Here is a 21,530-nt window from a genome sequence, read left to right on the forward strand (position 1 = left end):
GTGGGAGGGGGCTTGCTCCCGATAGCGGTATGCCAGGCAATAAAAATGCTGACTGGAGCACCGCTATCGGGAGCAAGCCCCTCCCACAGGAGGAAGTCTCTATTATGAGAGCTTTGTCTCTTTATTGAGATTGGATGATGCCCAGCGCCACCATCTTCTTGTACAGCGTCGACCGCCCAAGCCCCAGGCGCCTGGCCGCCTCCACCACATTGCCGTCACAGGCTTGCAGTGCGCCCGTGATCACCTGCCGATCAAAGCGTTCCCGTGCAGCGCTGAACGACTCACCCTCGATCGCCCGCAGCGTACTGCGCTCCACCGGGCTGAACGTACCGATCGCCGCTCGAATGTCTGCGGCATTCAACACCAGGTCATCACTCAACAACGCCGCACGCTCCAGCACATTGCGCAGCTCGCGGATATTCCCCGGCCACGCATGTTGCGCCAGCAACCCCAAGGCCTCGGGGGCGAGTTCGTGGCGGCTGAGCAGTTCTTCAAGAATCGCCTCGCTCAGCGCCGGGATGTCCTCCAGGCGCTCACGCAAGGGCGGCACCTGGATCGGCAGCACGTTGAGCCGGTAATACAAGTCCGCACGAAACTCACCGCGCTTGATCGCCGCTTCCAGGTCCATGGAGGTGGCGGCGATCACGCGTACATCGCTGTGCAGCATCTCGTTGGAACCAACCGGTTCATATTCCTTTTCCTGCAGCACCCGCAGCAGTTTGCTTTGCAGCGGCAGCGGCATATCGCCAATTTCATCGAGAAACAGCGTGCCGCCCTGGGCGATCTGCAGTTTGCCGGGGCGCCCCTTACGGTCGGCGCCGGTAAACGCGCCGGGGGCGGTGCCGAAGAATTCGGCCTCCAGCAGGTCTGCGGGGATGGCCGCGCTGTTGATACTGACGAAGGCTTTGCTCGCCCGATTCGAAGCGCCATGAATCGCCTGAGCGAGCAGCTCCTTGCCGGTGCCGGTCTCGCCAAGCAGCAATACCGGTGACTCGGCACTCGCACTGCGGCGTGCCCGGCGTTTGACTTCCAGGCTGGCAGTGCTGGTGCCGATAAAATGGGCGAAGTTGTACTTGCTCTGACGCTTGCGCAGCAGCGAGCGGGTCGACGCCAGCTCCTGTTGCATGCTCAGGTAACGTTCGATCATCGGCGACAGGTTGCGCAGTTCATCAAACAGCGCAAAGCCAATCGCCCCGATCACTGCCCCGGCTTCGTCATGGATCGGCAGGCGCATCACCACCAGCGGGCCTTTGGGCGTGTCCTGGATATCCAGCAGAATCGGCCGGTCGGTGCGCACCACTTGGCGCAGCAGGCTGTTGGAAATGACCTTCTCACAGGGCTGGCCGATGGCTTCGTCAGCGCTGTTGAGCCCGAAGCGCTTGGCGTAGCGCTCGTTCATCCAGACGATATTTGCGTCGCGGTCGACAATCACCGTGCCTTCACTGGACTGCTCGATGATCTCGAACAGCGACTGGATCGCCTGGCCGCGAACCTGTTGGTAGTCCTTGAGGCTGGTACTCATGCGTGCAGAATCCTGTAGGCGCGAGCTTGCTCGCGAAAAACATCAACGATAACGCAGCGCTGCCCGATACCCCGTGTCGCCTATTTGTGCTTCGCGAGCAAGCTCGCTCCTACAAGGGGATGTGCGCCGCTGCCAGCAGCTCTTTGGTGTAAGGGTGTTGCGGTGCATCGAACACGTCGTGGCTCGCGCCGCGCTCCACCACTTTGCCGTCCTTGATCACAATCATGTCATGGGCCATGGCGCGTACCACGGCCAGGTCATGGCTGATAAACAGGTAGGTCAGGCCGTATTTTTCCTGCAACTCACGCAGCAACGCTACCACCTGTTTCTGCACTGTCCGGTCGAGTGCCGAAGTGGGTTCGTCGAGCAGCATCAGTGCAGGCTTGAGCACCAATGCGCGGGCGATGGCGATGCGTTGACGCTGGCCGCCGGAAAACTCATGGGGGTAACGATGCCGGCTCTCTGGGTCGAGGCCCACATCCTTGAGCACCTGGATCACCTGGGCGTCGCGATCTTCCAGGCTGCACGGCGCATGCACTTCCAGGCCTTCGCTGATGATCTGCTGCACCGACATGCGCGGGCTGAGGCTGCCGTAAGGGTCCTGGAACACCACCTGCATCTGCTTGCGCCACGGGCGCATCTGCTGAGGGTTCAGCGGGTCGAGGGCCGCGCCCTGGAAGCGGATGCTGCCGGTGGACTCCAGCAGGCGCAGGATCGCCTGGCCCAGGGTGGATTTGCCCGAGCCAGATTCGCCGACAATCCCCAGGGTCTTGCCGCGCTGTACGCTGAGGCTGATGCCATCCACTGCGCGCAGGTAGGTCTTGCGTCGAAACAGACCGCCGCCGAGCGGGAATTGCACGCTCAGGTCGTCCACCTGCAACACCGTTTCGCGTTCATCACGGCACAGCACATCACCGCTCGGCTCGGCGTCCAGCAGCAGGCGGCTGTAAGGGTGCTGCGGTGCGTTGAACAAGGTCTGGCAGTCCGCCTGCTCGACAATGTCCCCGGCGCGCATCACGCACACGCGTTGAGCAATGCTGCGGACCAGGTTGAGGTCGTGACTGATCAATAGCAGCGACATGCCCAGGCGTTCCTGCAGGGACTTGAGCAGCAGCAGGATCTTGCGTTGCACGGTGACGTCCAGCGCGGTGGTCGGTTCGTCGGCGATCAGCAGTTCCGGCTCGCACGCCAGGGCCATGGCGATCATCACCCGCTGGCGCTGACCACCGGAGAGTTGGTGCGGGTAAGCCTTGAGCCGCTCCCGGGGCTTCTGGATGCCCACCAGGTCGAGCAATTGAAGGATGCGCGCCTGTGCCGCCTTGCCGCCCAGGCCCTTGTGCAGCAGCAAGGTTTCGCCGATCTGTTTTTCGATGCTGTGCAGCGGGTTGAGGGACGTCATCGGCTCCTGGAAGATCATTGCAATCCGGTTGCCACGCAGCTTTTGCAGGGTGGCTGGCGACGCCCCGATCAACTCCTGGCCACGGTACTTCACCGAGCCTGTGGTGCGCGTACCGGCTTCGGGCAGCAGTTGCAGGATCGAATGCGCCGTCACCGACTTGCCCGAGCCCGATTCACCCACTAGCGCCAGGCATTCGCCAGGACGGATATCCAGGCTCAGGTTGCGCACCACGGTCTGGCCGCTGAAAGCGACGCTGAGGTCGCGGATTTCGATCAGGTTCATACGGCGTCACTCATGAACGTGGGTCGAAGGCATCACGTAATGCCTCACCGATAAAGACCAGCAGCGACAAGATCAGCGCCAGGCTGAAAAACGCCGTCAGGCCCAGCCAGGGCGCTTGCAGGTTCTGCTTGCCCTGGGCGATCAGCTCGCCCAGGGAAGCGCTGCCCGCAGGCATGCCGAAGCCGAGGAAATCCAGGGCGCTCAAAGTGGAAATCGCCCCGGTCAGGATAAACGGCAGGTAGCTCAGGGTGGCGGTCATGGCGTTGGGCAGGATATGCCGGCGAATGATTTTGCCATTGCCCAGGCCCAATGCCCGTGCGGCCTTGACGTATTCCAGGTTGCGTCCGCGCAGGAACTCGGCACGCACCACGTCCACCAGGGCCAGCCAGGAAAACAACGCCATGATCCCCAGCAGCCACCAGAAATTCGGCTCGACGAAACCCGAAAGGATGATCAGCAGGTAGAGCACCGGCAACCCGGACCACACCTCGAGGATGCGCTGGCCGAGCAGGTCGATCCAGCCGCCGTAAAAGCCTTGCAATGCGCCGGCAGCGATGCCGATAGCGGCGCTGATGGCGGTGAGCGCCAGGGCAAACAGGATCGACACCCGGGCGCCGAAGATCACCCGCGCCAGTACATCCCGTGCCTGGTCATCGGTGCCCAGCCAGTTCACCGCAGACGGTGGGCTGGGGGCGGGGCGGGTCAGTTCGTAGTTGGGCGTGTCGTCGCTGAACGGAATCGGCGGGAACAGCATCCAGCCGCCGTCCTGCTTGATCAGCTTTTGCACGTAGTCGCTGCGGTAATCGGCCTGGAACGGCAACTGCCCGCCGAACTGCTGTTCGGTGTAGCGCTTGAAGACCGGGAAATACAGCTCGTTCTTGTAGCTGAGCACCAGGGGTTTGTCATTGGCGATCAGCTCGCCGCCCAATGTCAGGATAAACAGCCCGATAAACAGCCACAGTGACCACCAGCCGCGACGGTTCTTCTTGAAACGCTCGAAACGCCGACGGGCCACGGGGGAAAGATTGAGCATCAGGCGTTCCTCGCGGCGAAGTCGATACGCGGGTCCACCAGGGTGTAGCAGAGGTCACCGATCAGTTTTATCAAGAGCCCGAACAGGGTGAAAATAAACAGCGAGCCGAACACCACCGGGTAATCGCGGGACACCGCCGCTTCGTAGCTCATGCGGCCCAGGCCATCGAGGGAAAAGATCACCTCGATGAGCAGCGAGCCGGCAAAGAACACCGCGATAAACGCTTGGGGAATGCCCGAGATCACCAACAACATCGCATTGCGGAACACATGCCCGTACAGCACGCGTCGCTCGCTCAAGCCCTTGGCGCGGGCGGTCACCACGTACTGGCGCGTGATTTCATTGAGGAACGAGTTTTTGGTCAGGATAGTCAGCGTGGCGAACCCGCCGATCACCAATGAGGTGACGGGCAAGACCAGGTGCCAGAAATAGTCGGCGATTTTGCCCACGGTGCTCAGCTCTTCGAAGTTTTCCGACACCAGCCCGCGCACCGGGAACCAGTTCAACGAAGTGCCGCCGGCAAAGAGCACGATCAGGAACATGGCGAACAGGAACGCCGGCATGGCATAGCCGATGACAATCGCGGTGCTGCTCCACACGTCGAAACTGCTGCCATGGCGCACGGCCTTGCGAATCCCCAGGGGGATCGACACCAGGTAGGTGATCAGCGTGGCCCACAGGCCGAGAGAAATGGTCACCGGCATTTTTTCGAGGATCAGGTCGATCACAGTCTTGCCGCGAAAGAAACTATTGCCAAAGTCCAGTTGGGCATAGCTCTTGAGCATCAGCCACAGGCGTTCCGGCGCGGGCTTGTCGAAGCCGTACTGTTTCTCGATGTCGGCGATCAGCTTCGGGTCCAGGCCCCGGCTGGCGCGCGAGCCGCCGCTGACGCTTTCGCCGGACGAGCCGCCGACGCCACCACCGCCGATCCCCTGCAAGTGGGCGATGGCCTGTTCCACCGGGCCACCGGGCGCGGCCTGTACGATCACGAAATTCACCAGCAGGATGATCACCAGCGTCGGGATGATCAGCAGCAGGCGCCGTACGATGTAGGCAAACATCAGTGGGTCGCTCCGCGTTTTTTCAATTCGGCGTTCATTTGCTCATTGGTCAACGGTGTCGGACTGATCTCCCACCAGGTTTCCAGGGCTTCGTCGTTTTTGGCCTCGATGGCGGGGCGGCCGAAGCGGTTCCACCAGGCTGCCGAGGTGCCGGGCGGGTAGTAGTTGGGAATCCACAGGTAGTTCCACTGCAGCACCCGGTCCAGGGCGTGAGCGTAGGTGAGCATCTGGGCTTGGGTGTCGGCTTTGACCAGGCCCTTGATCAACGTGTCGACGGCCGGGTCCTTGAGCACCGCGTAGTTGTTGGCGCCTGGATCGTAGGCCGCAGATGAACCGAAGTAGTTGTACAGCTCCATGCCGGGTGAGGTGGTGACCGGGAAGCCGATCACGATCATGTCGTAGTCTCGGGCCATGATTCGATTCACGTATTGGGAAGCGTCGATGCGCCGGATATTCAGGGTGATGCCGATCTGCGCCAGGTTGCGCTTGTACGGCAGCAGCAGGCGTTCCAGCCCGGCCTGTGCGCTGAGAAAGGTGAACTCCAGCGCTTCGCCGTCGGCGTTGACCAGTTTGTCACCGTCGGGTTTCCAGCCGGCTTCTTCCAGCAGGGCCAGCGCTTGCAGCTGTTTGTCGCGGATCATGCCGCTGCCGTCGGTGACCGGTGCCTTGAACACCTGGGTGAACACCTCGTCGGGCACTTGCCCACGCAAGGGTTCGAGAATCGCCAGTTCCTCCTGTGTGGGCGGTTGGCTGGCGGCCAGCGGGCTGTTGGAGAAGAAGCTCTGCTGGCGGATATACATATTGCGCATCATCTGCCGGTTGGCCCATTCGAAATCCCACAGCATTGCCAGGGCCTGGCGCACGCGGCGGTCCTTGAACATCGGTTTTTGCACGTTGAACACATAGCCCTGGGCCGGTTGCGGCATTTCCTTGGCCAAATGGGCGCGTTGCAGGCGGCCATCGTCCAGGGCCGGCCCGTTGTAGCCGATGGAATAGCCGGTGGCGGAAAACTCGCGGTTGAAATCATAGGCGCCACCGCGCAGCACCTGGCGGGCGACTTCGGTGTCGCCGAAATATTCCAGGCTCAGGTGGTCGAAGTTGTACAGGCCACGGCTGACCGCAAGGTCCTTGCCCCACCAGTTGGGGTCACGGGTAAAGGTGATGGTGCTGCCGGAGTCGATCTTGCTGATGGTGTACGGGCCACTGCCCAGTGGGGCTTCGTAGCCGCCACCGTTGGCGAAGTCGCGGGTTTTCCACCAGTGCTCGGGAAACACCGGCAGGGTGGCGACATCCAGGGGCAGGGTGCGGTTTTCATTGCTGGAAAAGTCGAAACGCACCTGGCGCTCGCCTTCGACTTCGACGTGCTTGACGTCGGCGAACAGCGTCCGAAAGCGCAGGCTGCCTCGGGTCATCAGCAGGTCGAAGCTGTAGCGCACGTCTTCGGCAGTGATCGGCGTGCCATCGGCGAAGCGTGCCTTGGGGTTGAGGAAGAAGCGCAAGGACAAACCGTCATCGGCGCGCTCCATCTTCTCTGCCACCAGGCCATACACGGTGTAGGGTTCATCCAGGGAGCGCTGGGCGAGGGGCGCATAGAGCCAGCCGTCGACCTGGGATACGCCGATGCCTTTGTCGATATACGGCAGCACATGGTCGAAGCGCCCGATCTCGATGGCCGAGCGCCGCAGGCTGCCGCCCTTGGGGGCCTCGGGGTTGACATAGTCGAAGTGGCTGAAGCCGGCGGGATACTTGGCCGGTTCGCCGTACACCGTCAGGTAGGTCTGCGGGGCCGCGATCACGGCGGTACTGGCCAGCAGCAGGGCCAGGGAGGTACTGAGCAGTCTGGAAAAAGCCAATCGCATTATCAGCCTTGAACGCCGGGTGAAGAAGAATAGGGATTTGTACGCTAACGGCATCCGTGTCGCCAGTCATCACATGCACAACGGCCCACCAAGAGGCGGGCCGTTGTTTATCGCATCAGCGCGGACGGGATCAGTCCTGGCGGCTGGTGACTTCCAGCAGGTGATAACCGAACTGGGTCTTCACCGGGCCTTGCACGGTATTGATCGGGGCGCTGAATACGACGGTGTCGAATTCCTTGACCATCTGGCCTGGACCGAACGAACCCAGGTCACCGCCTTGACGGCTGGAAGGGCAGCTGGAGTTGGCTTTGGCGATTTCTGCGAAATCAGCGCCGCCTTCGATTTGGGCCTTCAGTTCGTTGCACTTGTCTTCGGTGGAAACGAGGATATGACGGGCGGTGGCTTTGGCCATGGGAGTAACTCCTTGAATGAAAAGGGTGAGCCTACCGGATTCAGGCGGTTATTTCCTGGCAAAGTTCCGATCCGATGAACCAGCGGTCATCCATGAACGCCCAGGAACTGCCTGTGCTCAGCCCAGGACGATATAGTCATTTTGCTGAATGATGGGGCGATGCGAGCCTTGTACGAGGTGAATATAGCGGCCGTCCACCAGGTCGATGGGCAGGCAGTCGTCGACATCCATCACACGGTCGGTGTGGGCCAGAGACCAGTGGCTCAGCATCTTCTGTTTGCCTTTGGCCTTGGCTTCCTGCGGGTTGCGGGCCACGACCAGCACGTAGTGATGAGCTTCGCCAAAGGCGCCGGCTTCATAGCCGCCGAGGTTGATAAAGTACAACCGCTGGGCATCGGCGCTTGGCGCCAGGTGGCTCACTTCGACTTTCCAGCCATCCACACCATCGACCCCCATCCACGCATCGATATGCATACCGGACGGGCTGCCGAACCAGTTGTCGCGCAATTGCGGATAAGTGGCTTGCAGCGTATCCGCCACGGTAAAGACCACATCGTGCACTTCGATTCGGGCCCTGGGGTGCTTGCCCCCGAGCATCACTACAAACAGCATGGGAGAGCTACCTGGCGAGTGGGCAAAACGTAACCATACTTCGATTGAACCCTTCTGTCCGCTCAGTGCCACACTCTAGACCTGCGAACTCATCAGGAGATTGTCATGCGTACCATTGATCTGGCTGGCGTTCCTGTGCCGGTCATCGGCCAGGGGACCTGGCGCATGGGCGAAAACCCGGACCAGCAGCGCGCCGAAGTGGCCGCGCTGCAGTTGGGTATCGACGAGGGCATGCGCCTGATCGATACCGCCGAGATGTACGGCGAGGGCGGCGCCGAACGGGTGGTCGGCGAGGCCATTCGCGGCAGGCGTGACCAGGTGTTCCTGGTCAGCAAGGTGTACCCTCACAATGCCAGTCACCAGGGCGTTCCACGAGCCTGCGAAGCCAGCCTGCAACGCTTGGGCACGGACTACATTGACTTGTATCTGTTGCATTGGCGTGGCCAGTACCCCCTTGAAGAAACCGTCGAGGCGTTCGAGCGCCTGCGTGAGGCCGGCAAGATCGGCCGTTGGGGTGTCTCCAATTTTGATGTCGCCGACCTGCAGGAGCTGGCATCGCCGGCCTGTGCGACCAACCAGGTGCTCTACAACATCGAAGAGCGCGGTATCGAGTTCGACTTGCTGCCGTGGTGGCAGCAACACCATTTGCCGTTGATGGCTTATTGCCCAATTGCGCAAGGCGGTGAGCTGTTGTCCAGTTCCACGCTCAAGCAGGTTGCTCATCGCCATGGTGTGACGCCTGCCCAGGTTTGCCTTGCTTGGGTTTTGCGTCAGGAAGGGGTGATTGCTATCCCCAAGGCCGTCAAGCCCGAGCATGTGTGGCTTAATGCCGGGGCTGCGAAACTGGTGTTGGATGAGCATGATCTGGATGCGATTGATCGTGTATTTGGTGCGCCCAGGCGTAAGCATCCGTTGGCGATGGTGTAGCCCCTGTGGTGAGGGGGCTTGCTCCCGTGGCGGCCTATGGGCCGACAAGGGTGTCGGAATGGGTTGTGTACATATCCATTGCTGCGGTAACGGCGGCTTAGGGTTCCGCCCTTACGGCGGGTCACTTTTGGAAGAGCGCCAAAAGTAACCAAAAACGCTTTGCCCCACCACTCGGCACCTCGCTCAGGCTCGGTGTGCCCGAACACAGGCTTGAATCCGTGGGCCGCCGCCACGCGCCATCCATGGCGCGGGGCGGCTAACCCGGCGTCCTGCCGGGTTACCCACGGATTCAAACCTGCGTTCGGCCAGCGTGGTTTAACGGGGCGCCTGAGATCAAGATCCAAAGCAGATCAAAAGCAGATCTAGAGCAGATCAAAAGCAACATCAAAACACGACAGACAGTGCGTCACGGCCGTTGTTGCTGTAGGTACCCACGTCTCCAGCAGCAGGAGCGGCGCCTTCCCTGGCTGCCGGTCCTGCGTGAGCCTTACTTAACTGGCCACTGGGCTGCGCCAGTCGTCAGAGCCGGACGTGCCGGCGACTTCGTGGGTCCAGACGATTTTGCGATAGGTGAAATACACATCCTCCAGATGGGTGAAATGCGCGTTGTCGGGGTCCTGGCAATTGGGCATGCGCGATTGAATGTCCACGATGGTCGCGCCCTCGAGCTCCATGGTGAAGTAGTGTTCCTGGGTTCCGGCTGACGAAGTGCGGAACCATTCAAGCCGGCACGTCACTTCTTCGCCTGAGGTCAGTGCGCTGAATAGCAGCGGTGAGGATTTGTCGAAAATCTTGCTGATCATGAGGGGCTTATGTACCCGTTGCCCCGTCGGCTGGCCTGATTGCGGGTCGCGGGGAATGATCACCTGGTGAGCAAATGCCTGCACCAGGATCTGGTCTTCATGACCTTCCTGAAAAAGATTGCCTACTGAGTCCTGGGTGAATGTACCCGCCGTAATCAAACCTTGTTTGACGCCGGTGACGGAGAGGTACGCGGGTGTTGGCATGATTGGTTTCCTTGCCTGATTAAGTAGGGATTGCCGAACGGCTTCGTTGCCGGCCGGGCAAGTAGTTCCTATAACAAGAAGCGTGCCTGAAATTAGAAGGTGCAATGAAATAAGGGGGCGGAAGAGTTGAGCGGAGAATGTTGGAAAGTTGTGGTGAGGGTTTTGCCATTTTTTTCGGTATTTGTTTGCGCATATATGTGCAGTTAGTTGCTCATGCGATTCGGGCTGTAACTGTTGAATTCTGAGATGTGACGCGGTTTTTTTTGATCCGCTTGACTGTGCAATTTGTTGCGCAGGTCTCGGTTTTATTGGTTTGTAGGAAAATCCTTAAGTGATTTTTTGTTGCTTGATGATTGGCTCGGGCATGGCTAGTGTTCGCACACTTCATTCACTCGCTGGGTGAAAGTTAAATGGCATTCTGATGCGCATCTAAAGAGCGGTTAGTTTGTTTTTTTCTGTGATGGATAGTTGTGTGCGCCTCTAAAAATGGATTACTCGGAAAAGCTTTGCGACTATTACCTTGAATTGGCGCGGCGACCGTGTTCGCCAAACGCGTTTGCTGGAAGTGATATGCGCTTTTCAGGCGAGTTCGAGGCACTGGAAGCGGAGCTGGGCAAAGCGCATTCGATTCATGGCGCGAGCCTGCCCGATTGGCAGAAGGTCAGTGAGCTCAGCGAGCACTTTTTGCGTGAGCATTCCAAGGACCTGCGAGTCGCCGTCTGGTTGACCTGGGCCCTTCATCAGCGTGATTCATTCGCCGGACTGTTGGCGGGGCTCGCTCTGCTGCGGCATCTCTGTGAGCATCACTGGGTTGTGGTCTACCCGGTCAAGCCGCGTACACGCGTTGCCGCGTTGGGCTGGTTGGTGCTGCGGCTGGAGCAGCTCTTTGCGCAGGACCTTTCGCTTCTGGATCAGCGGCCGTTGTTTCAGGCGTTGCATGACCACCTCATCCGACTCGATGAGCTATGGGATCAGCATCTTGGAGCGGACGCACCCTTGTTGTTACCGATCCGCAGGCAGCTGTCGGAGCGCTTGGCACGTACTTCGCGAAGCGCGGCTGAGCCTGGCGGTGTCTTGAGTGTGATTGCCCAGGTCAAGCAAGCGACCACGCAATTGCTCAAGCCGGAGCCGGCGGTGAACAACGAAAAAGACGCGCACAAATTACTACGCGCCTTGCAGGAGCAGGCCCGTCCTTTGTGCGCCTGGTGGTTGCGCCAGAGTGCCAGTGACGTGCGTGCATTGCGCCTGAGCCGAACCTTGGCGTGGCTGACGCTCATCAATTATCCCGACGCCAATGGTGAGCGCGTTACGGCTCTGCGCCCGCTCTCCGCCGACAAACTCAAGCGTTGTCAGGAGCGCCTCAGCCAAGGTCATTACGCTGATCTGTTGCTGGAGCTTGAAGTCAGCCTGGCCGGTGCATTGTTCTGGTTTGACGGACTGCGTATGGCCTGGGAGTGCCTTGAGGCGTTGCAGGCAGAGCCCGCCAGGACCGAGCTGGAAATGCACTTTGCTTTGCTCCTGCAACGCCTGCCGGGCTTGCCTGACTACAGGTTCGACGACGGAACACCGTTCGCGGATCCGGCCACCTGTGAATGGATCACCCTGCATGTCATGCGTCACCTGCAAAGGACCGAGCCCTCCAGCGTTGTGCCCGATGTGGCAGGCGAGTCCTGGGACGCGGCCTTGCAGGCGGTGATGCCGGTGCTGCGCAAGGAAGGACTCAAGGCCGCGGTTGCTGTGCTCAAGCAAGGGCAGCAGGCGGCACGCGGCGAACGGGCCCGTTTCCACTGGCAACTCGCACTCGCCCGGTTGTGCATGCGGGCCGGCAAGCACGACCTGGGCAGGGTTCAGCTGGAACAACTGGACCTCGAATTGCAACGCGCCGGGCTCGAACGCTGGGAGCCGCAACTGGCTCTGCAAGTCGCTCGGCTGCTGTATCGCTGCTATGACCGCTTGCCACAAAGTCACGCCGTGCGCGAAAGCAAGGATCTCACCCATCGCCGGTTGTGCAACTTCGACCTTGAAGCAGTACTTGAATGAAGCCCGATCAAAAAGGAGAAACAACATGGCCAAAGACGGTTCGGTAGCCCCCAAGGAACGTATCAACATCACCTTCAAACCTGCGGTCGGCGGGGTTCAGGAGGAGATCGAGCTACCGCTGAAGTTGCTGGTGCTGGGGGATTTCTCCCAGCGTGAAGACCCGCGCAAGCTCGAGGATAGAAAGCCCATCGGCATCGACAAGAACACCCTTGACGAGGTGTTGGCGAAACAGGCGCTCAGCTTGACGCTGAGTGTGCCCAATCGCCTGCAGGAGGCGGCTGACGTCGAGGAGCTGGCCGTCGAGGTGCGGATCAATTCGATGAAGGATTTCAACCCGGCGAATCTCGTCGAGCAAATTCCCGCATTGCAGAAGCTGATGGTACTGCGTGAAGCGTTGATGGCACTCAAGGGGCCGCTGGGTAACACCCCCAGTTTTCGCAAAGCCATCGAACAGGCGTTGGCCGACGACGGTTCCCGCGCTCGGGTTCTGGCCGAACTCGGGTTGAACAATCCAGACGCCTGACATTTTCAGTAAAAGGACACTGACAGCATGACGACCACCCCAAGCAACTCGCAGCCCCTGCAAGGCTCCGCCGAGGGCAGCATCCTCGATAACATTATTGCCCAGACATTATTGAGCGCCGACGACGAGGCTTACGGCATCGCCAAGCGCGGCGTGTCGGCGTTTATCGAAGAGCTGGTCAAGCCGCACAACCGTGCAGAACCGGTCAAGAAACACCTGGTCGACCGGATGATTGCCGAGATCGATATCAAGCTCAGTCAACAAATGGATGAGATTCTGCATCATCCGGATTTCCAGGCGCTGGAGGCTTCATGGAGAGGGTTGCAGTTACTGGTCGAACGCACCGATTTTCGCGAGAACATCAAGATCGAACTGCTGAATGTCTCGCGCACGGACCTGCTGGACGATTTTGAAGACGCCTCGGAAATTACCCAGTCGGGGCTGTACAAGCATATCTACAGCGCCGAGTACGGCCAGTTCGGCGGTCAGCCGGTAGGCGCGATCATCTCCAATTATTACCTATCCCCCAGCGCACCCGATGTGAAGCTCATGCAATACGTCGCCAGTGTCGCGTGCATGGCCCATGCCCCTTTCATCGCCGCTGCCGGCCCGAGCTTCTTCGGGCTGGAAAGCTTCACCGGATTACCCGATCTGAAGGACCTCAGAGACCATTTCGAAGGCCCGCAGTTTGCCAAGTGGCAAAGTTTTCGGCAGAGCGAAGACGCCCGTTACATTGCCTTGACCGTACCGCGCTTTCTGCTGCGAACCCCGTACGATCCCCTGGAATGCCCGGTGAGAACCTTTGCCTACCAGGAAAACGTGGTCAACAGCCACGAGCATTATCTATGGGGTAATACCGCCTACGCGTTTGCCACACGGTTGACCGACAGCTTCGCGCGTTTTCGCTGGTGCCCGAACATCATCGGCCCACAGAGTGGCGGGGCGGTCGAAGATCTTCCCTTGCATCATTTCCAGAGCATGGGTGAGATCGAAACCAAAATTCCTACCGAGGTCCTGGTTTCAGATCGGCGTGAATATGAACTCGCGCAAGAGGGCTTCATTGCCCTGACCATGCGCAAGGGCAGTGACAACGCAGCGTTCTTTTCCGCCAGCTCAGTACAAAAGGCCAAGACCTTCGGCATCAGTGAAGAGGGCAAGGCCGCCGAGCTGAATTACCGGCTTGGCACCCAGCTGCCTTACATGATGGTCGTGAACCGCCTGGCCCATTACCTCAAGGTGCTGCAACGCGAGCAATTGGGCTCGTGGAAGGAGCGCACGGACCTGGAGCTGGAGCTCAACAAGTGGATTCGCCAATACGTGGCCGACCAGGAAAACCCCAGTGCCGAGGTGCGTGGGCGTAGGCCATTGCGTGCAGCGCGCATTGTCGTCAGCGATGTCGAGGGCGAGCCGGGCTGGTATCGGGTCAATTTGAGTGTGCGCCCGCACTTCAAGTACATGGGGGCAGACTTCACATTGTCCCTGGTCGGAAAGCTCGATAAAGAATGAGCGGAGGCCAGGGAATGCCCCATCGCAATAGCCTGTTCGAGCGCCTGGAATGTGAGGGCTCGAGCCGAACGTGCAGCGTGATGTCCGTCGCCGCACATCTGGGAAAAATGCTCAGTACGCGTGCAGGCAGTGTTCAGACATTGCCGGACTATGGTCTGCCCGACCTCAATGACATGCGGCTCAGCCTGCACGAGTCGCTGTCTCAGTCGCGCTTGCTGATCGAGCGTTTTATCCGGGCTTATGAACCGAGGTTGGCGAATGTACATGTCAGGGTGTCTCCCCGTGCTCGGGAACCCCTGGCCTTGGCATTTGCCATTGAGGCCGAAATGGCCATCGACGGTGTCAACCAGGCGGTCGTGTTTCATGCACGCCTGGATGATGCAGGACGGGTTGAGGTCGGCACCGATGGCTTTTAACCGTTATTTTCAGAGCGAACTCAGTGCGCTTCGCCAGCTGGGTCGGCGTTTTTCCGAGCGTAATCCTGCCTTGGCACCGTTTCTCGCGGAGCCGGGCCAGGACCCGGACGTCGAGCGATTGCTTGAGGGGTTTGCGTTCCTGACGGGTCGTCTGCGCCAGAAGCTGGAGGACGAACTGCCGGAGCTGGCGCATTCCTTGATGCATCTGTTGTGGCCCAACTACATGAGGCCCTTGCCGTCGTTCAGCATCCTGCAATTTGACCCTTTGAAACGCGCGGGCCCCAGTGTTCGTGTGGCGCGGGATACGGCAGTCGAGAGTCTGGCTATCCAGGGCGAGCGCTGCCGCTTTCGAACGTGCTACGCCACGGATGTCATGCCATTGCAACTGTGTGGCCTGGAGTACCTGTGCCGAGGCGAGGGCGCCTGGTTGGACCTGCGTCTGGTGATGAGTGCCGAAGGGCATTTCGGTGACTTGGTGTTCGACTCGTTACGCCTGCATCTGGCTGGCGACCGCTACGCGAGCCAGGCGCTTTATCTTGACCTGTTGCGCCATCTGGATGGCATCCATCTGTTGCTGTTGGACGAGGCTGGATCGCAGGTGACGGGGGCCGATGGCCAACCCATGACGGTAAGGCTCGGTGCCGGCCAGGTTCAACCGGTGGGGTTTTCCCAGGAGCAGGCGCTGATTCCCTATCCGCAGAACACATTCCGTGGTTACCGCCACTTGCAGGAGTACTTCGCATTTCCCGAGAAGTACCTGTTTGTCGATATTGCGGGGCTGGATGTACTGCACACACTCCCACGAGCATCGCTGGAACAGGTGCACGGCATGGTCATGCGTTTTGAATTGCGCACCCAGACATCCAGCCCCCTGCGGCCCACCCTGGACAACGTCAAGCTGTACTGCACCCCCATCATCAATCTGTTCAAGCTGGATGCGGTGCCCATTCGGCTGGATTGCAAACAGGATGAGTACCTGTTGATGCCCGGGGATTACACGCCGGGCAACGCGGCGGTGTTTGCGGTGGACCGGGTCATCGGCTGGCGTCCTGGCGGGTTGGGCTACCAGACGTATGTGCCGTTCGAATCGTTCGAGCATGACGGCGATGCCGAGTCTCTGGAGGCGCGTCCCAGCTACAGCATTCGTCAGCGCCTGTCGGTGCAGCATGACGGGCTCGACACCTGGATGGGATTCGGCCGTCGTCGCGAACAAGGTCATGAAACCGTATCGGTCGAACTGACCTGCACTAACTGCAACTTGCCACGGCGGCTGCGAGCAGGCGAGATCAATCAGCCCAGTGAGCAGACCCCGGAGTCATTGACGTTCCGAAACATCACGGCGCCCACCGCAAGTTTCGCGCCGCCACTGGATCAGGACTTCCTGTGGAAAGTCATCAGCAACATGTCGCTCAACTATTTGTCGCTGGCCGATATCAACGCCTTGAAAGTGATTCTCGAAACCTACGATCTGCCGCGTTATCACGATCGGCAAGCGTTGAAAGTCAGCCGCAAGCGCTTGGGTGCACTGCGTTCCATCAGCCACGAGGCTGTTGATCGATTGCATCGAGGGTTGCCCGTCCGGGGGTTGCGGGTGGACCTGAGCATCGACCCCCAAGGCTTTCTGGGGCAGGGCGACATGTTTGTGTTTGCGTCGGTCCTCAACGAGTTCTTTGCGCTTTACGCCAGCCTCAACTCGTATCACGAGTTGCGAGTCATCAGCACACAAGGAGATGTGTACCTATGGCCATCCCGGATGGGACAGCAACCCCTGCTTTGACCCTGATCTGCCAGGTTATCCGCGAGTACACGCTATTTCAGGCCGTGCTGCAGGTGATGGAACGATTGCGCGAGGCTCATCCGTTGCTGGATGACGACACGCTGTACGACCAACTGGAGTTCCAGGCCAATCCAGGGCTGGGATTTGCAGGGCATGACATTGACCGGGTGGAGTTCTTCAGGGAGCACGGGCAATTGCGTGCTCGCCTGCGCCTCAACGTATTGGGGCTGTTCGGTGCCGGATCTCCTTTACCGGCCTTTTATGCCGAGCAGGCCTTTGCCGAGCAGTCGAATGGGAATCCTACCCGCGACTTTCTCGACCTGTTTCACCATCGCCTGCAACGGCTGATGCTGCCGATCTGGCGTAAATACCGCTACCGGGTCTGTTTCCAAACGGGGGCCCGTGATGCTTTTTCCGAGCAGATGTTTGCACTGATTGGCTTGGGGGGCACTGCGATACGAGAGGCCTCGCAACTCGATTGCAAGCGTTTACTGCCTTACCTGGGGCTTTTGAGCTTGCGCGCCCACTCGGCCGCCTTGATTGAGTCGGTGCTGCGTTACTACTTCAAGCACGACCTCATAGGGATCGAGCAATGGGTCGAACGCACGGTGGAGATTACCCACCCACAGCGCAATGAACTCGGCCGCGGCAACAGCTCGCTCGGTCTCGACCTGGTGCTGGGGCACCGGATTGCCGACCGCAGTGGCAAATTCAGGGTGCACATTCTGGCGCTGTGTTGGCAGCGCTTTCACGAGTTCCTGCCCATGGGGCCTGCGTATCAGCCCCTGTGTTCGCTGGTGCGCCTGGCCACGCGTGACCCACTGGAATACGACCTGCGGCTGGTATTGGCGCAAGGGGAAGTGCGGGCGTTGTACATCGGTGAGAGCAATGTCTGTCGCCTGGGTTGGACCAGCTGGCTGGGAACCGAGCGCGCCGATGGTGTGGTCACCCTCTCCGGTAATTTTCATTAGGGACTGATGGTTATGATGAATGTGGACCTGCAACAACTGATCCGCACCTTGACAGCCCAGGCACGCCAGGACCTGGAGCGCGCGGCCGAGCGGTGCGTGATGCGCGGCGGTCGTGAAGTGTTAGTGGAAGATTTGCTCCTGGCCTTGCTTGAGCATCCCGAGGGAGTAATGGCCAAGGCGTTGGCAGACGCCAATGTCAACGCCGGTGAGCTGCATGCAGCCTTGCAGCCCCGCAGTGAGCAGAGTGCAACCCGCAACCCGGTCTTCGCGCAGGCACTGGTGTGTTGGCTGCAGCAGGCATTGATGGTTGCTCATGTTGAGTTGGGGCAGTCTTTCGTGGACCACGGCGCATTGTTGCTGGCACTCCTGCGTCACCCACTGGAGTACGCGGGCAGTGGTTATCACGAGGTACTGAGCGTCGTGGATGCAGATCGGGTACGTGATTTTCTGACGAGTCAGCCTGCCGAAACCGAACCGGTAGCCAGCGCTTCTCTACTGCAGCGTTTTACCCATGACCTGACCCGACAGGCGCGTGAAGGGTTGATCGACCCGGTGCTGTGTCGTGACGGGGAAATCCGCCAGTTGATCGAGATCCTGGTACGACGACGCAAGAACAACCCGATGCTGGTTGGAGAGGCCGGAGTGGGCAAAACGGCGATCGTCGAAGGGCTTGCTCGGCAGATCGTTGCTTCGCAGGTGCCTGCGGCTCTGAAAGGGGTTCGCTTACTGACCCTGGATATGGGCTTGTTACTGGCAGGTGCCAGCCTCAAGGGCGAATTCGAACGGCGTCTCAAAGGCCTCATCGATGAAGTGAATGCATCGCCGGAGCCGGTGATCCTGTTTATCGACGAGGCCCATACCCTGACCGGTGCCGGGGCACAGGCGGGCGGTGCCGATGCGGCAAACCTGCTCAAGCCGGCGCTGGCGCGGGGAGCCTTGCGGACCATCGCCGCCACCACCTGGTCGGAGTACAAGCAGTACATTGAGAAGGACCCGGCGTTGGCGCGGCGCTTCCAGCCAGTGTCGGTCGATGAACCCAGTGTCGAGGCGGCGGTGTCCATCCTGCGTGGCCTGGTTCCTGTTTATGAGGAAAGCCACGGCGTTTATGTTCGCGATGATGCTGTCGTCGCGGCAGCGCATATGAGCGCTCGCTATCTGGTGGGGCGGCAGTTGCCGGACAAGGCTGTGGATGTGCTGGACACCGCCTGTGCCGCGGTTCGCACGCGCCAGGCAATGCCACCTGAGGCGTTGCAGAAACTGTGTGTGGAGCTGGGCGAAGGTCGACGCCAACAGCGGGCGTTAAGTCGAGACACCGACCTCGGATTGCCCGTGGATACCCAGGCGCTGCAAGCCTTGAACCTGCGTCTTGAAGCGCTTGAGCGACAGCATCAGGCGTTGGAGCAGTCGTGCGGGCAACCCACTCAGAACCTTGAGGTGTGCCCGCATCAGGTGGCTCGCGTTATCAGCGCCTGGACCGGCATCCCGGTCGAGCAGTTGGCCCTTGAACCGGATGAAAAAATCCTCGGCCTGGCCGGCGCCCTGCGTAAGCGCATCCTGGGACAGGAGCACGCGGTGCAAGCCCTTGACCGCGCTTTACGTGCTGTTGCCGCCGGCCTGAACAACGCGGATGCGCCCGCAGGCGTATTTTTGTTGGTGGGGCCGAGCGGTGTCGGCAAGACTGAAACGGCACTGGCCCTGGCGGATCTTTTGTATGGCGGCGAGCGTTTTGTTACCACCATCAATATGTCCGAATACCAGGAGAAGCACACGCTCTCGCGCTTGATCGGGGCGCCTGCGGGTTATGTCGGTTACGGCGAAGGTGGGGTGCTGACGGAGGCCGTACGCCAGCGCCCTTACTCGGTGGTGTTGCTCGACGAGGTAGAGAAAGCCGACCCGGAGGTGTTGAGCCTGTTTTACCAGGTTTTCGACAAAGGGCGCGCCAACGATGGCGAGGGGAAGGAGATCGATTTTCGCAATACGTTGCTCCTGCTGACCTCCAACCTCGGCAGTGACCGCATCAGTGAACTGTGTGGCGATGGACGCCGGCCTGAGCCCCAGGTGCTGCAAGACGCGATCTACCCCGTCTTGCGCAACCACTTCAAGCCGGCCTTGTTGGCACGGATGCGCGTCGTGCCGTATTACCCGCTCTCAGGCGACGTGTTGGGTGATGTAGCGAAACTCAAGCTGGCGAATGTGGGCACACGCTTACATCAACGCAAGCTTGCATTCACCTACACACCTGAGTTGGTTGCGCATATGACCGAGCGTTGCGCCGATGGGGACAGCGGTGCGCGATACATCGATCAATGGATTGAGCGCCACTTGCTGCCACAGATGGTGGACGGCCTTCTCGACGCTACGGCCAGGGATGAGGCGATGTCCCGGGTGCATGCGAGCCTCGATGGGAGTGGCTGGCCCACCTGCGAGTTCAGCCAATGACCGACAATCGCTTTGCACAACAGCCCGGTCCGCAGGCTGATACCGATATCTTTCTGGATTGCTTCACACGCTTGGGGCTCGACTGCGATGAAACCTCACTGCCCGATGTGTGTGTCGCAGGCGCGGCGCGACTGAGCGGGTGTGAACTCAGCCAGTTATACCTGCTCGATGAAGTGAGCGATCGGCTCGATCTGATTGCCCAGCATATGCCCGGGAGTACGTGGCGAGCTGGCGCAGGCGAGTGTCCTGACCTGAGAAACCAGCAACTGCTGCATTACACCTTGAGCCAGGGGCGTGCGCTTGGCTTGGATACGGTGCAAAACAGTCTGTATGACATCGGTTTCTTGCCGGCCTTGGGTGCACCTTGGTGTGCCCTGTTGAGTGTGCCGCTGTTCAACCGGAGCGGTGGCGCCACGGGTGTATTGCTATGCGCCAGCCAGCGCTGCATTCAACTGCAAGGCCATGCAGCGGCGTTGGGGCAACTGGGTAGTTTTGCCTTGAACCAACTGCGGATGCTGCGGCAGATGCAACCGGTGCCCGGCGTTCCAGACCCGAGGCGCAGTGTGCCCCTGGCCGGAGCGTACGGCTTGATCGGCACCAGCCCGGCGATGGAGCAGACCTGCAAGTTGCTCGGCAAGGTCCTGCATTCCCCTTACACCGTGTTGCTCTGTGGCGAGACCGGTACCGGCAAGGAGGTGGTCGCCCGTGCCATCCATGCAGCCGGGCCGCGTGGCGGCAAAGCCTTCGTGGTGCAGAACTGCGCAGCGTTCCCCGAAGGGCTGTTGGAGAGTGAGCTATTCGGTTACCGCAAAGGTGCGTTCACCGGCGCCGAACGCAATTATGCCGGGCTGTTTGACGCGGCCGACGGCGGTACGTTGCTGCTCGATGAAATCGGCGATATGCCGCTTGCGTTACAGGCCAAGCTGCTGCGGGTATTGCAGGAAGGCGAGGTACGCCCGTTAGGCGCCAATGCGGCCCATAAGGTTGATGTACGCATCATTGCGGCCACCCATCGCGACCTGGCTGCGATGGTTGCCGAGGGTAGTTTTCGTGAAGATCTGTATTACCGGCTCGCTCAGTTCCCGATCCAACTGCCTGCCTTGCGTGAGCGCGACGGCGACGTGCCGTTGCTGGCGCGGCATTTCGCGCAGAACGCGTGCACGACTCTGGGGAGGGCGCCGGTGGGATGGTCGAATGCTGCCCTGGATCAACTGTTGAATCATCGCTTCCCCGGCAACGTGCGCGAACTCAAGTGCCTGGTCGAGCGCGCCGTACTGCTGTGTGACGACGACGTGATCCTGCCGACGCACCTGTCGCTGCCACCGACACCGGCCGCATCGGCTGGCGATGATGTAACGCTGCGCCAGCGCATGGAGCGGGTGGAGCGGGTGTTCCTGCTCGATTGCCTGCACAAGAACCGTGGCAATCGGACCCGCACCGCACGGGAATTGGGCGTCGCCCGACGCACGCTGCTCTACCGACTCGCTCGTTTGAACATTCCCCAGTGGGACGCGAGGGAAGAGTGCTGAGTGCGAACTTGAATCTTGCTGGAACACATGCCGCCTTCATCGAAATGAGCCGGCCTGCCTTTTCATTCTGGGAGAAACCAAATGCCTGACCGTCCATGGCAAGCCGTGGTGCTTGTGTTGTGTTTGCTGGGTGGCTGTAACGCCAACTACGTTTTCGATGACGCCGATTATCGACCGCTGGGTGACCCGCAGGCGATCACTCGTGGCCAGTGAAT

Annotated in this window: 18 protein-coding genes; 10 read left to right on the forward strand and 8 right to left on the reverse strand. The window is 60.2% G+C overall.

The genetic code is table 11. The features are described 5' to 3' along the window. Positions 1-121: 121 nt before the first annotated feature. The 7 genes from MJP36_RS15000 to MJP36_RS15030 form a co-directional block, all read right to left on the reverse strand. Positions 122-1,522: a sigma-54 interaction domain-containing protein gene (locus tag MJP36_RS15000; RefSeq protein ID WP_244383324.1), complete on the reverse strand. Its 1,401-nt coding sequence runs from the start codon at positions 1,520-1,522 to the stop codon at positions 122-124. A gap of 109 nt (positions 1,523-1,631) precedes the next feature. Further along, on the reverse strand, positions 1,632-3,203 hold the full coding sequence (locus MJP36_RS15005; RefSeq protein ID WP_090370575.1) for an ABC transporter ATP-binding protein: 1,572 nt from the start codon (positions 3,201-3,203) through the stop codon (positions 1,632-1,634). A 10-nt stretch (positions 3,204-3,213) separates the two neighbouring features. Beyond that, positions 3,214-4,236 (reverse strand): ABC transporter permease, encoded by a 1,023-nt coding sequence (locus tag MJP36_RS15010; RefSeq protein ID WP_161549799.1) that lies wholly within the window; start codon positions 4,234-4,236, stop codon positions 3,214-3,216. Then, positions 4,236-5,297, reverse strand: coding sequence for a microcin C ABC transporter permease YejB (locus MJP36_RS15015; RefSeq protein WP_060752575.1), 1,062 nt, complete (start codon positions 5,295-5,297; stop codon positions 4,236-4,238). The genes MJP36_RS15010 and MJP36_RS15015 overlap by 1 nt, the downstream gene beginning before the upstream one ends. Then, positions 5,297-7,156 carry an extracellular solute-binding protein gene (locus tag MJP36_RS15020; RefSeq protein ID WP_244383325.1) on the reverse strand — a complete coding sequence of 620 codons (1,860 nt, stop codon included), beginning with the start codon at positions 7,154-7,156 and terminating at the stop codon, positions 5,297-5,299. The genes MJP36_RS15015 and MJP36_RS15020 overlap by 1 nt, the downstream gene beginning before the upstream one ends. Before the next feature lie 130 nt (positions 7,157-7,286). Next, positions 7,287-7,568, reverse strand: a complete 282-nt coding sequence (locus tag MJP36_RS15025; protein WP_090370581.1) for a peptidylprolyl isomerase — start codon at positions 7,566-7,568, stop codon at positions 7,287-7,289. A 117-nt stretch (positions 7,569-7,685) separates the two neighbouring features. Continuing rightward, positions 7,686-8,180: a DUF1543 domain-containing protein gene (locus tag MJP36_RS15030; protein WP_090370584.1), complete on the reverse strand. Its 495-nt coding sequence runs from the start codon at positions 8,178-8,180 to the stop codon at positions 7,686-7,688. 105 nt (positions 8,181-8,285) lie between these two features. Here MJP36_RS15030 and MJP36_RS15035 point away from each other — a divergent pair, with 105 nt between their 5' ends. Further along, complete coding sequence (locus MJP36_RS15035) at positions 8,286-9,107, forward strand: aldo/keto reductase (protein ID WP_244383326.1); 822 nt, start codon at positions 8,286-8,288, stop codon at positions 9,105-9,107. 491 nt (positions 9,108-9,598) lie between these two features. Here MJP36_RS15035 and MJP36_RS15040 read toward each other — a convergent pair whose 3' ends face one another. After that, on the reverse strand, positions 9,599-10,114 hold the full coding sequence (locus MJP36_RS15040; RefSeq protein ID WP_060752580.1) for an Hcp family type VI secretion system effector: 516 nt from the start codon (positions 10,112-10,114) through the stop codon (positions 9,599-9,601). Between the two features lie 486 nt (positions 10,115-10,600). On the opposite strand from MJP36_RS15040, the gene tssA reads away from it, so the two are divergent. From tssA to MJP36_RS15085, 9 genes are all read left to right on the forward strand, one after another. Continuing rightward, positions 10,601-12,154 carry a type VI secretion system protein TssA gene (tssA, locus tag MJP36_RS15045; RefSeq protein ID WP_244383327.1) on the forward strand — a complete coding sequence of 518 codons (1,554 nt, stop codon included), beginning with the start codon at positions 10,601-10,603 and terminating at the stop codon, positions 12,152-12,154. A gap of 25 nt (positions 12,155-12,179) precedes the next feature. Then, positions 12,180-12,677 (forward strand): type VI secretion system contractile sheath small subunit, encoded by a 498-nt coding sequence (gene tssB, locus MJP36_RS15050; protein WP_060752582.1) that lies wholly within the window; start codon positions 12,180-12,182, stop codon positions 12,675-12,677. A 27-nt stretch (positions 12,678-12,704) separates the two neighbouring features. Continuing rightward, positions 12,705-14,183 carry a type VI secretion system contractile sheath large subunit gene (gene tssC, locus MJP36_RS15055; RefSeq protein WP_244383328.1) on the forward strand — a complete coding sequence of 493 codons (1,479 nt, stop codon included), beginning with the start codon at positions 12,705-12,707 and terminating at the stop codon, positions 14,181-14,183. 14 nt (positions 14,184-14,197) lie between these two features. Next, complete coding sequence (gene tssE, locus MJP36_RS15060; protein WP_244383329.1) at positions 14,198-14,599, forward strand: type VI secretion system baseplate subunit TssE; 402 nt, start codon at positions 14,198-14,200, stop codon at positions 14,597-14,599. After that, a complete protein-coding gene (gene tssF, locus MJP36_RS15065) occupies positions 14,589-16,376 on the forward strand; it encodes a type VI secretion system baseplate subunit TssF (protein ID WP_244383330.1) in 1,788 nt (595 codons plus the stop codon). Before tssE ends, tssF begins: the two co-directional genes overlap by 11 nt. Next, complete coding sequence (tssG, locus tag MJP36_RS15070) at positions 16,340-17,347, forward strand: type VI secretion system baseplate subunit TssG (protein WP_244383331.1); 1,008 nt, start codon at positions 16,340-16,342, stop codon at positions 17,345-17,347. Before tssF ends, tssG begins: the two co-directional genes overlap by 37 nt. 12 nt (positions 17,348-17,359) lie before the next feature. Next, complete coding sequence (locus MJP36_RS15075) at positions 17,360-19,786, forward strand: AAA family ATPase (RefSeq protein ID WP_244383332.1); 2,427 nt, start codon at positions 17,360-17,362, stop codon at positions 19,784-19,786. Continuing rightward, entirely contained in the window at positions 19,783-21,315 is a 1,533-nt protein-coding gene (locus MJP36_RS15080) for a sigma-54 interaction domain-containing protein (RefSeq protein ID WP_244383333.1), read from the forward strand. Before MJP36_RS15075 ends, MJP36_RS15080 begins: the two co-directional genes overlap by 4 nt. A gap of 81 nt (positions 21,316-21,396) precedes the next feature. After that, positions 21,397-21,528: a hypothetical protein gene (locus MJP36_RS15085; RefSeq protein WP_048729418.1), complete on the forward strand. Its 132-nt coding sequence runs from the start codon at positions 21,397-21,399 to the stop codon at positions 21,526-21,528. Positions 21,529-21,530 lie beyond the last annotated feature (2 nt).

Origin of the sequence: Pseudomonas palleroniana (assembly GCF_022836895.1) — a bacterium.
Classification (GTDB): Bacteria; Pseudomonadota; Gammaproteobacteria; order Pseudomonadales; family Pseudomonadaceae; genus Aquipseudomonas; species Aquipseudomonas palleroniana.

Excerpts from the sequence above, each read along its gene's own strand:
- MJP36_RS15085 (WP_048729418.1), top strand. The coding sequence starts at position 21,397 with ATGCCTGACCGTCCATGGCAAGCCGTGGTGCTTGTGTTGTGTTTGCTG.
- tssC (WP_244383328.1), top strand. The coding sequence starts at position 12,705 with ATGACGACCACCCCAAGCAACTCGCAGCCCCTGCAAGGCTCCGCCGAG.
- MJP36_RS15030 (WP_090370584.1), bottom strand. The coding sequence starts at position 8,180 with ATGCTGTTTGTAGTGATGCTCGGGGGCAAGCACCCCAGGGCCCGAATC.
- MJP36_RS15005 (WP_090370575.1), bottom strand. The coding sequence starts at position 3,203 with ATGAACCTGATCGAAATCCGCGACCTCAGCGTCGCTTTCAGCGGCCAG.
- MJP36_RS15025 (WP_090370581.1), bottom strand. The coding sequence starts at position 7,568 with ATGGCCAAAGCCACCGCCCGTCATATCCTCGTTTCCACCGAAGACAAG.
- tssG (WP_244383331.1), top strand. The coding sequence starts at position 16,340 with ATGGCCATCCCGGATGGGACAGCAACCCCTGCTTTGACCCTGATCTGC.
- MJP36_RS15075 (WP_244383332.1), top strand. The coding sequence starts at position 17,360 with ATGATGAATGTGGACCTGCAACAACTGATCCGCACCTTGACAGCCCAG.
- tssB (WP_060752582.1), top strand. The coding sequence starts at position 12,180 with ATGGCCAAAGACGGTTCGGTAGCCCCCAAGGAACGTATCAACATCACC.
- tssA (WP_244383327.1), top strand. The coding sequence starts at position 10,601 with ATGGATTACTCGGAAAAGCTTTGCGACTATTACCTTGAATTGGCGCGG.
- MJP36_RS15080 (WP_244383333.1), top strand. The coding sequence starts at position 19,783 with ATGACCGACAATCGCTTTGCACAACAGCCCGGTCCGCAGGCTGATACC.
- MJP36_RS15040 (WP_060752580.1), bottom strand. The coding sequence starts at position 10,114 with ATGCCAACACCCGCGTACCTCTCCGTCACCGGCGTCAAACAAGGTTTG.
- MJP36_RS15015 (WP_060752575.1), bottom strand. The coding sequence starts at position 5,297 with ATGTTTGCCTACATCGTACGGCGCCTGCTGCTGATCATCCCGACGCTG.
- tssE (WP_244383329.1), top strand. The coding sequence starts at position 14,198 with ATGCCCCATCGCAATAGCCTGTTCGAGCGCCTGGAATGTGAGGGCTCG.
- MJP36_RS15010 (WP_161549799.1), bottom strand. The coding sequence starts at position 4,236 with ATGCTCAATCTTTCCCCCGTGGCCCGTCGGCGTTTCGAGCGTTTCAAG.
- MJP36_RS15020 (WP_244383325.1), bottom strand. The coding sequence starts at position 7,156 with ATGCGATTGGCTTTTTCCAGACTGCTCAGTACCTCCCTGGCCCTGCTG.
- MJP36_RS15000 (WP_244383324.1), bottom strand. The coding sequence starts at position 1,522 with ATGAGTACCAGCCTCAAGGACTACCAACAGGTTCGCGGCCAGGCGATC.
- MJP36_RS15035 (WP_244383326.1), top strand. The coding sequence starts at position 8,286 with ATGCGTACCATTGATCTGGCTGGCGTTCCTGTGCCGGTCATCGGCCAG.
- tssF (WP_244383330.1), top strand. The coding sequence starts at position 14,589 with ATGGCTTTTAACCGTTATTTTCAGAGCGAACTCAGTGCGCTTCGCCAG.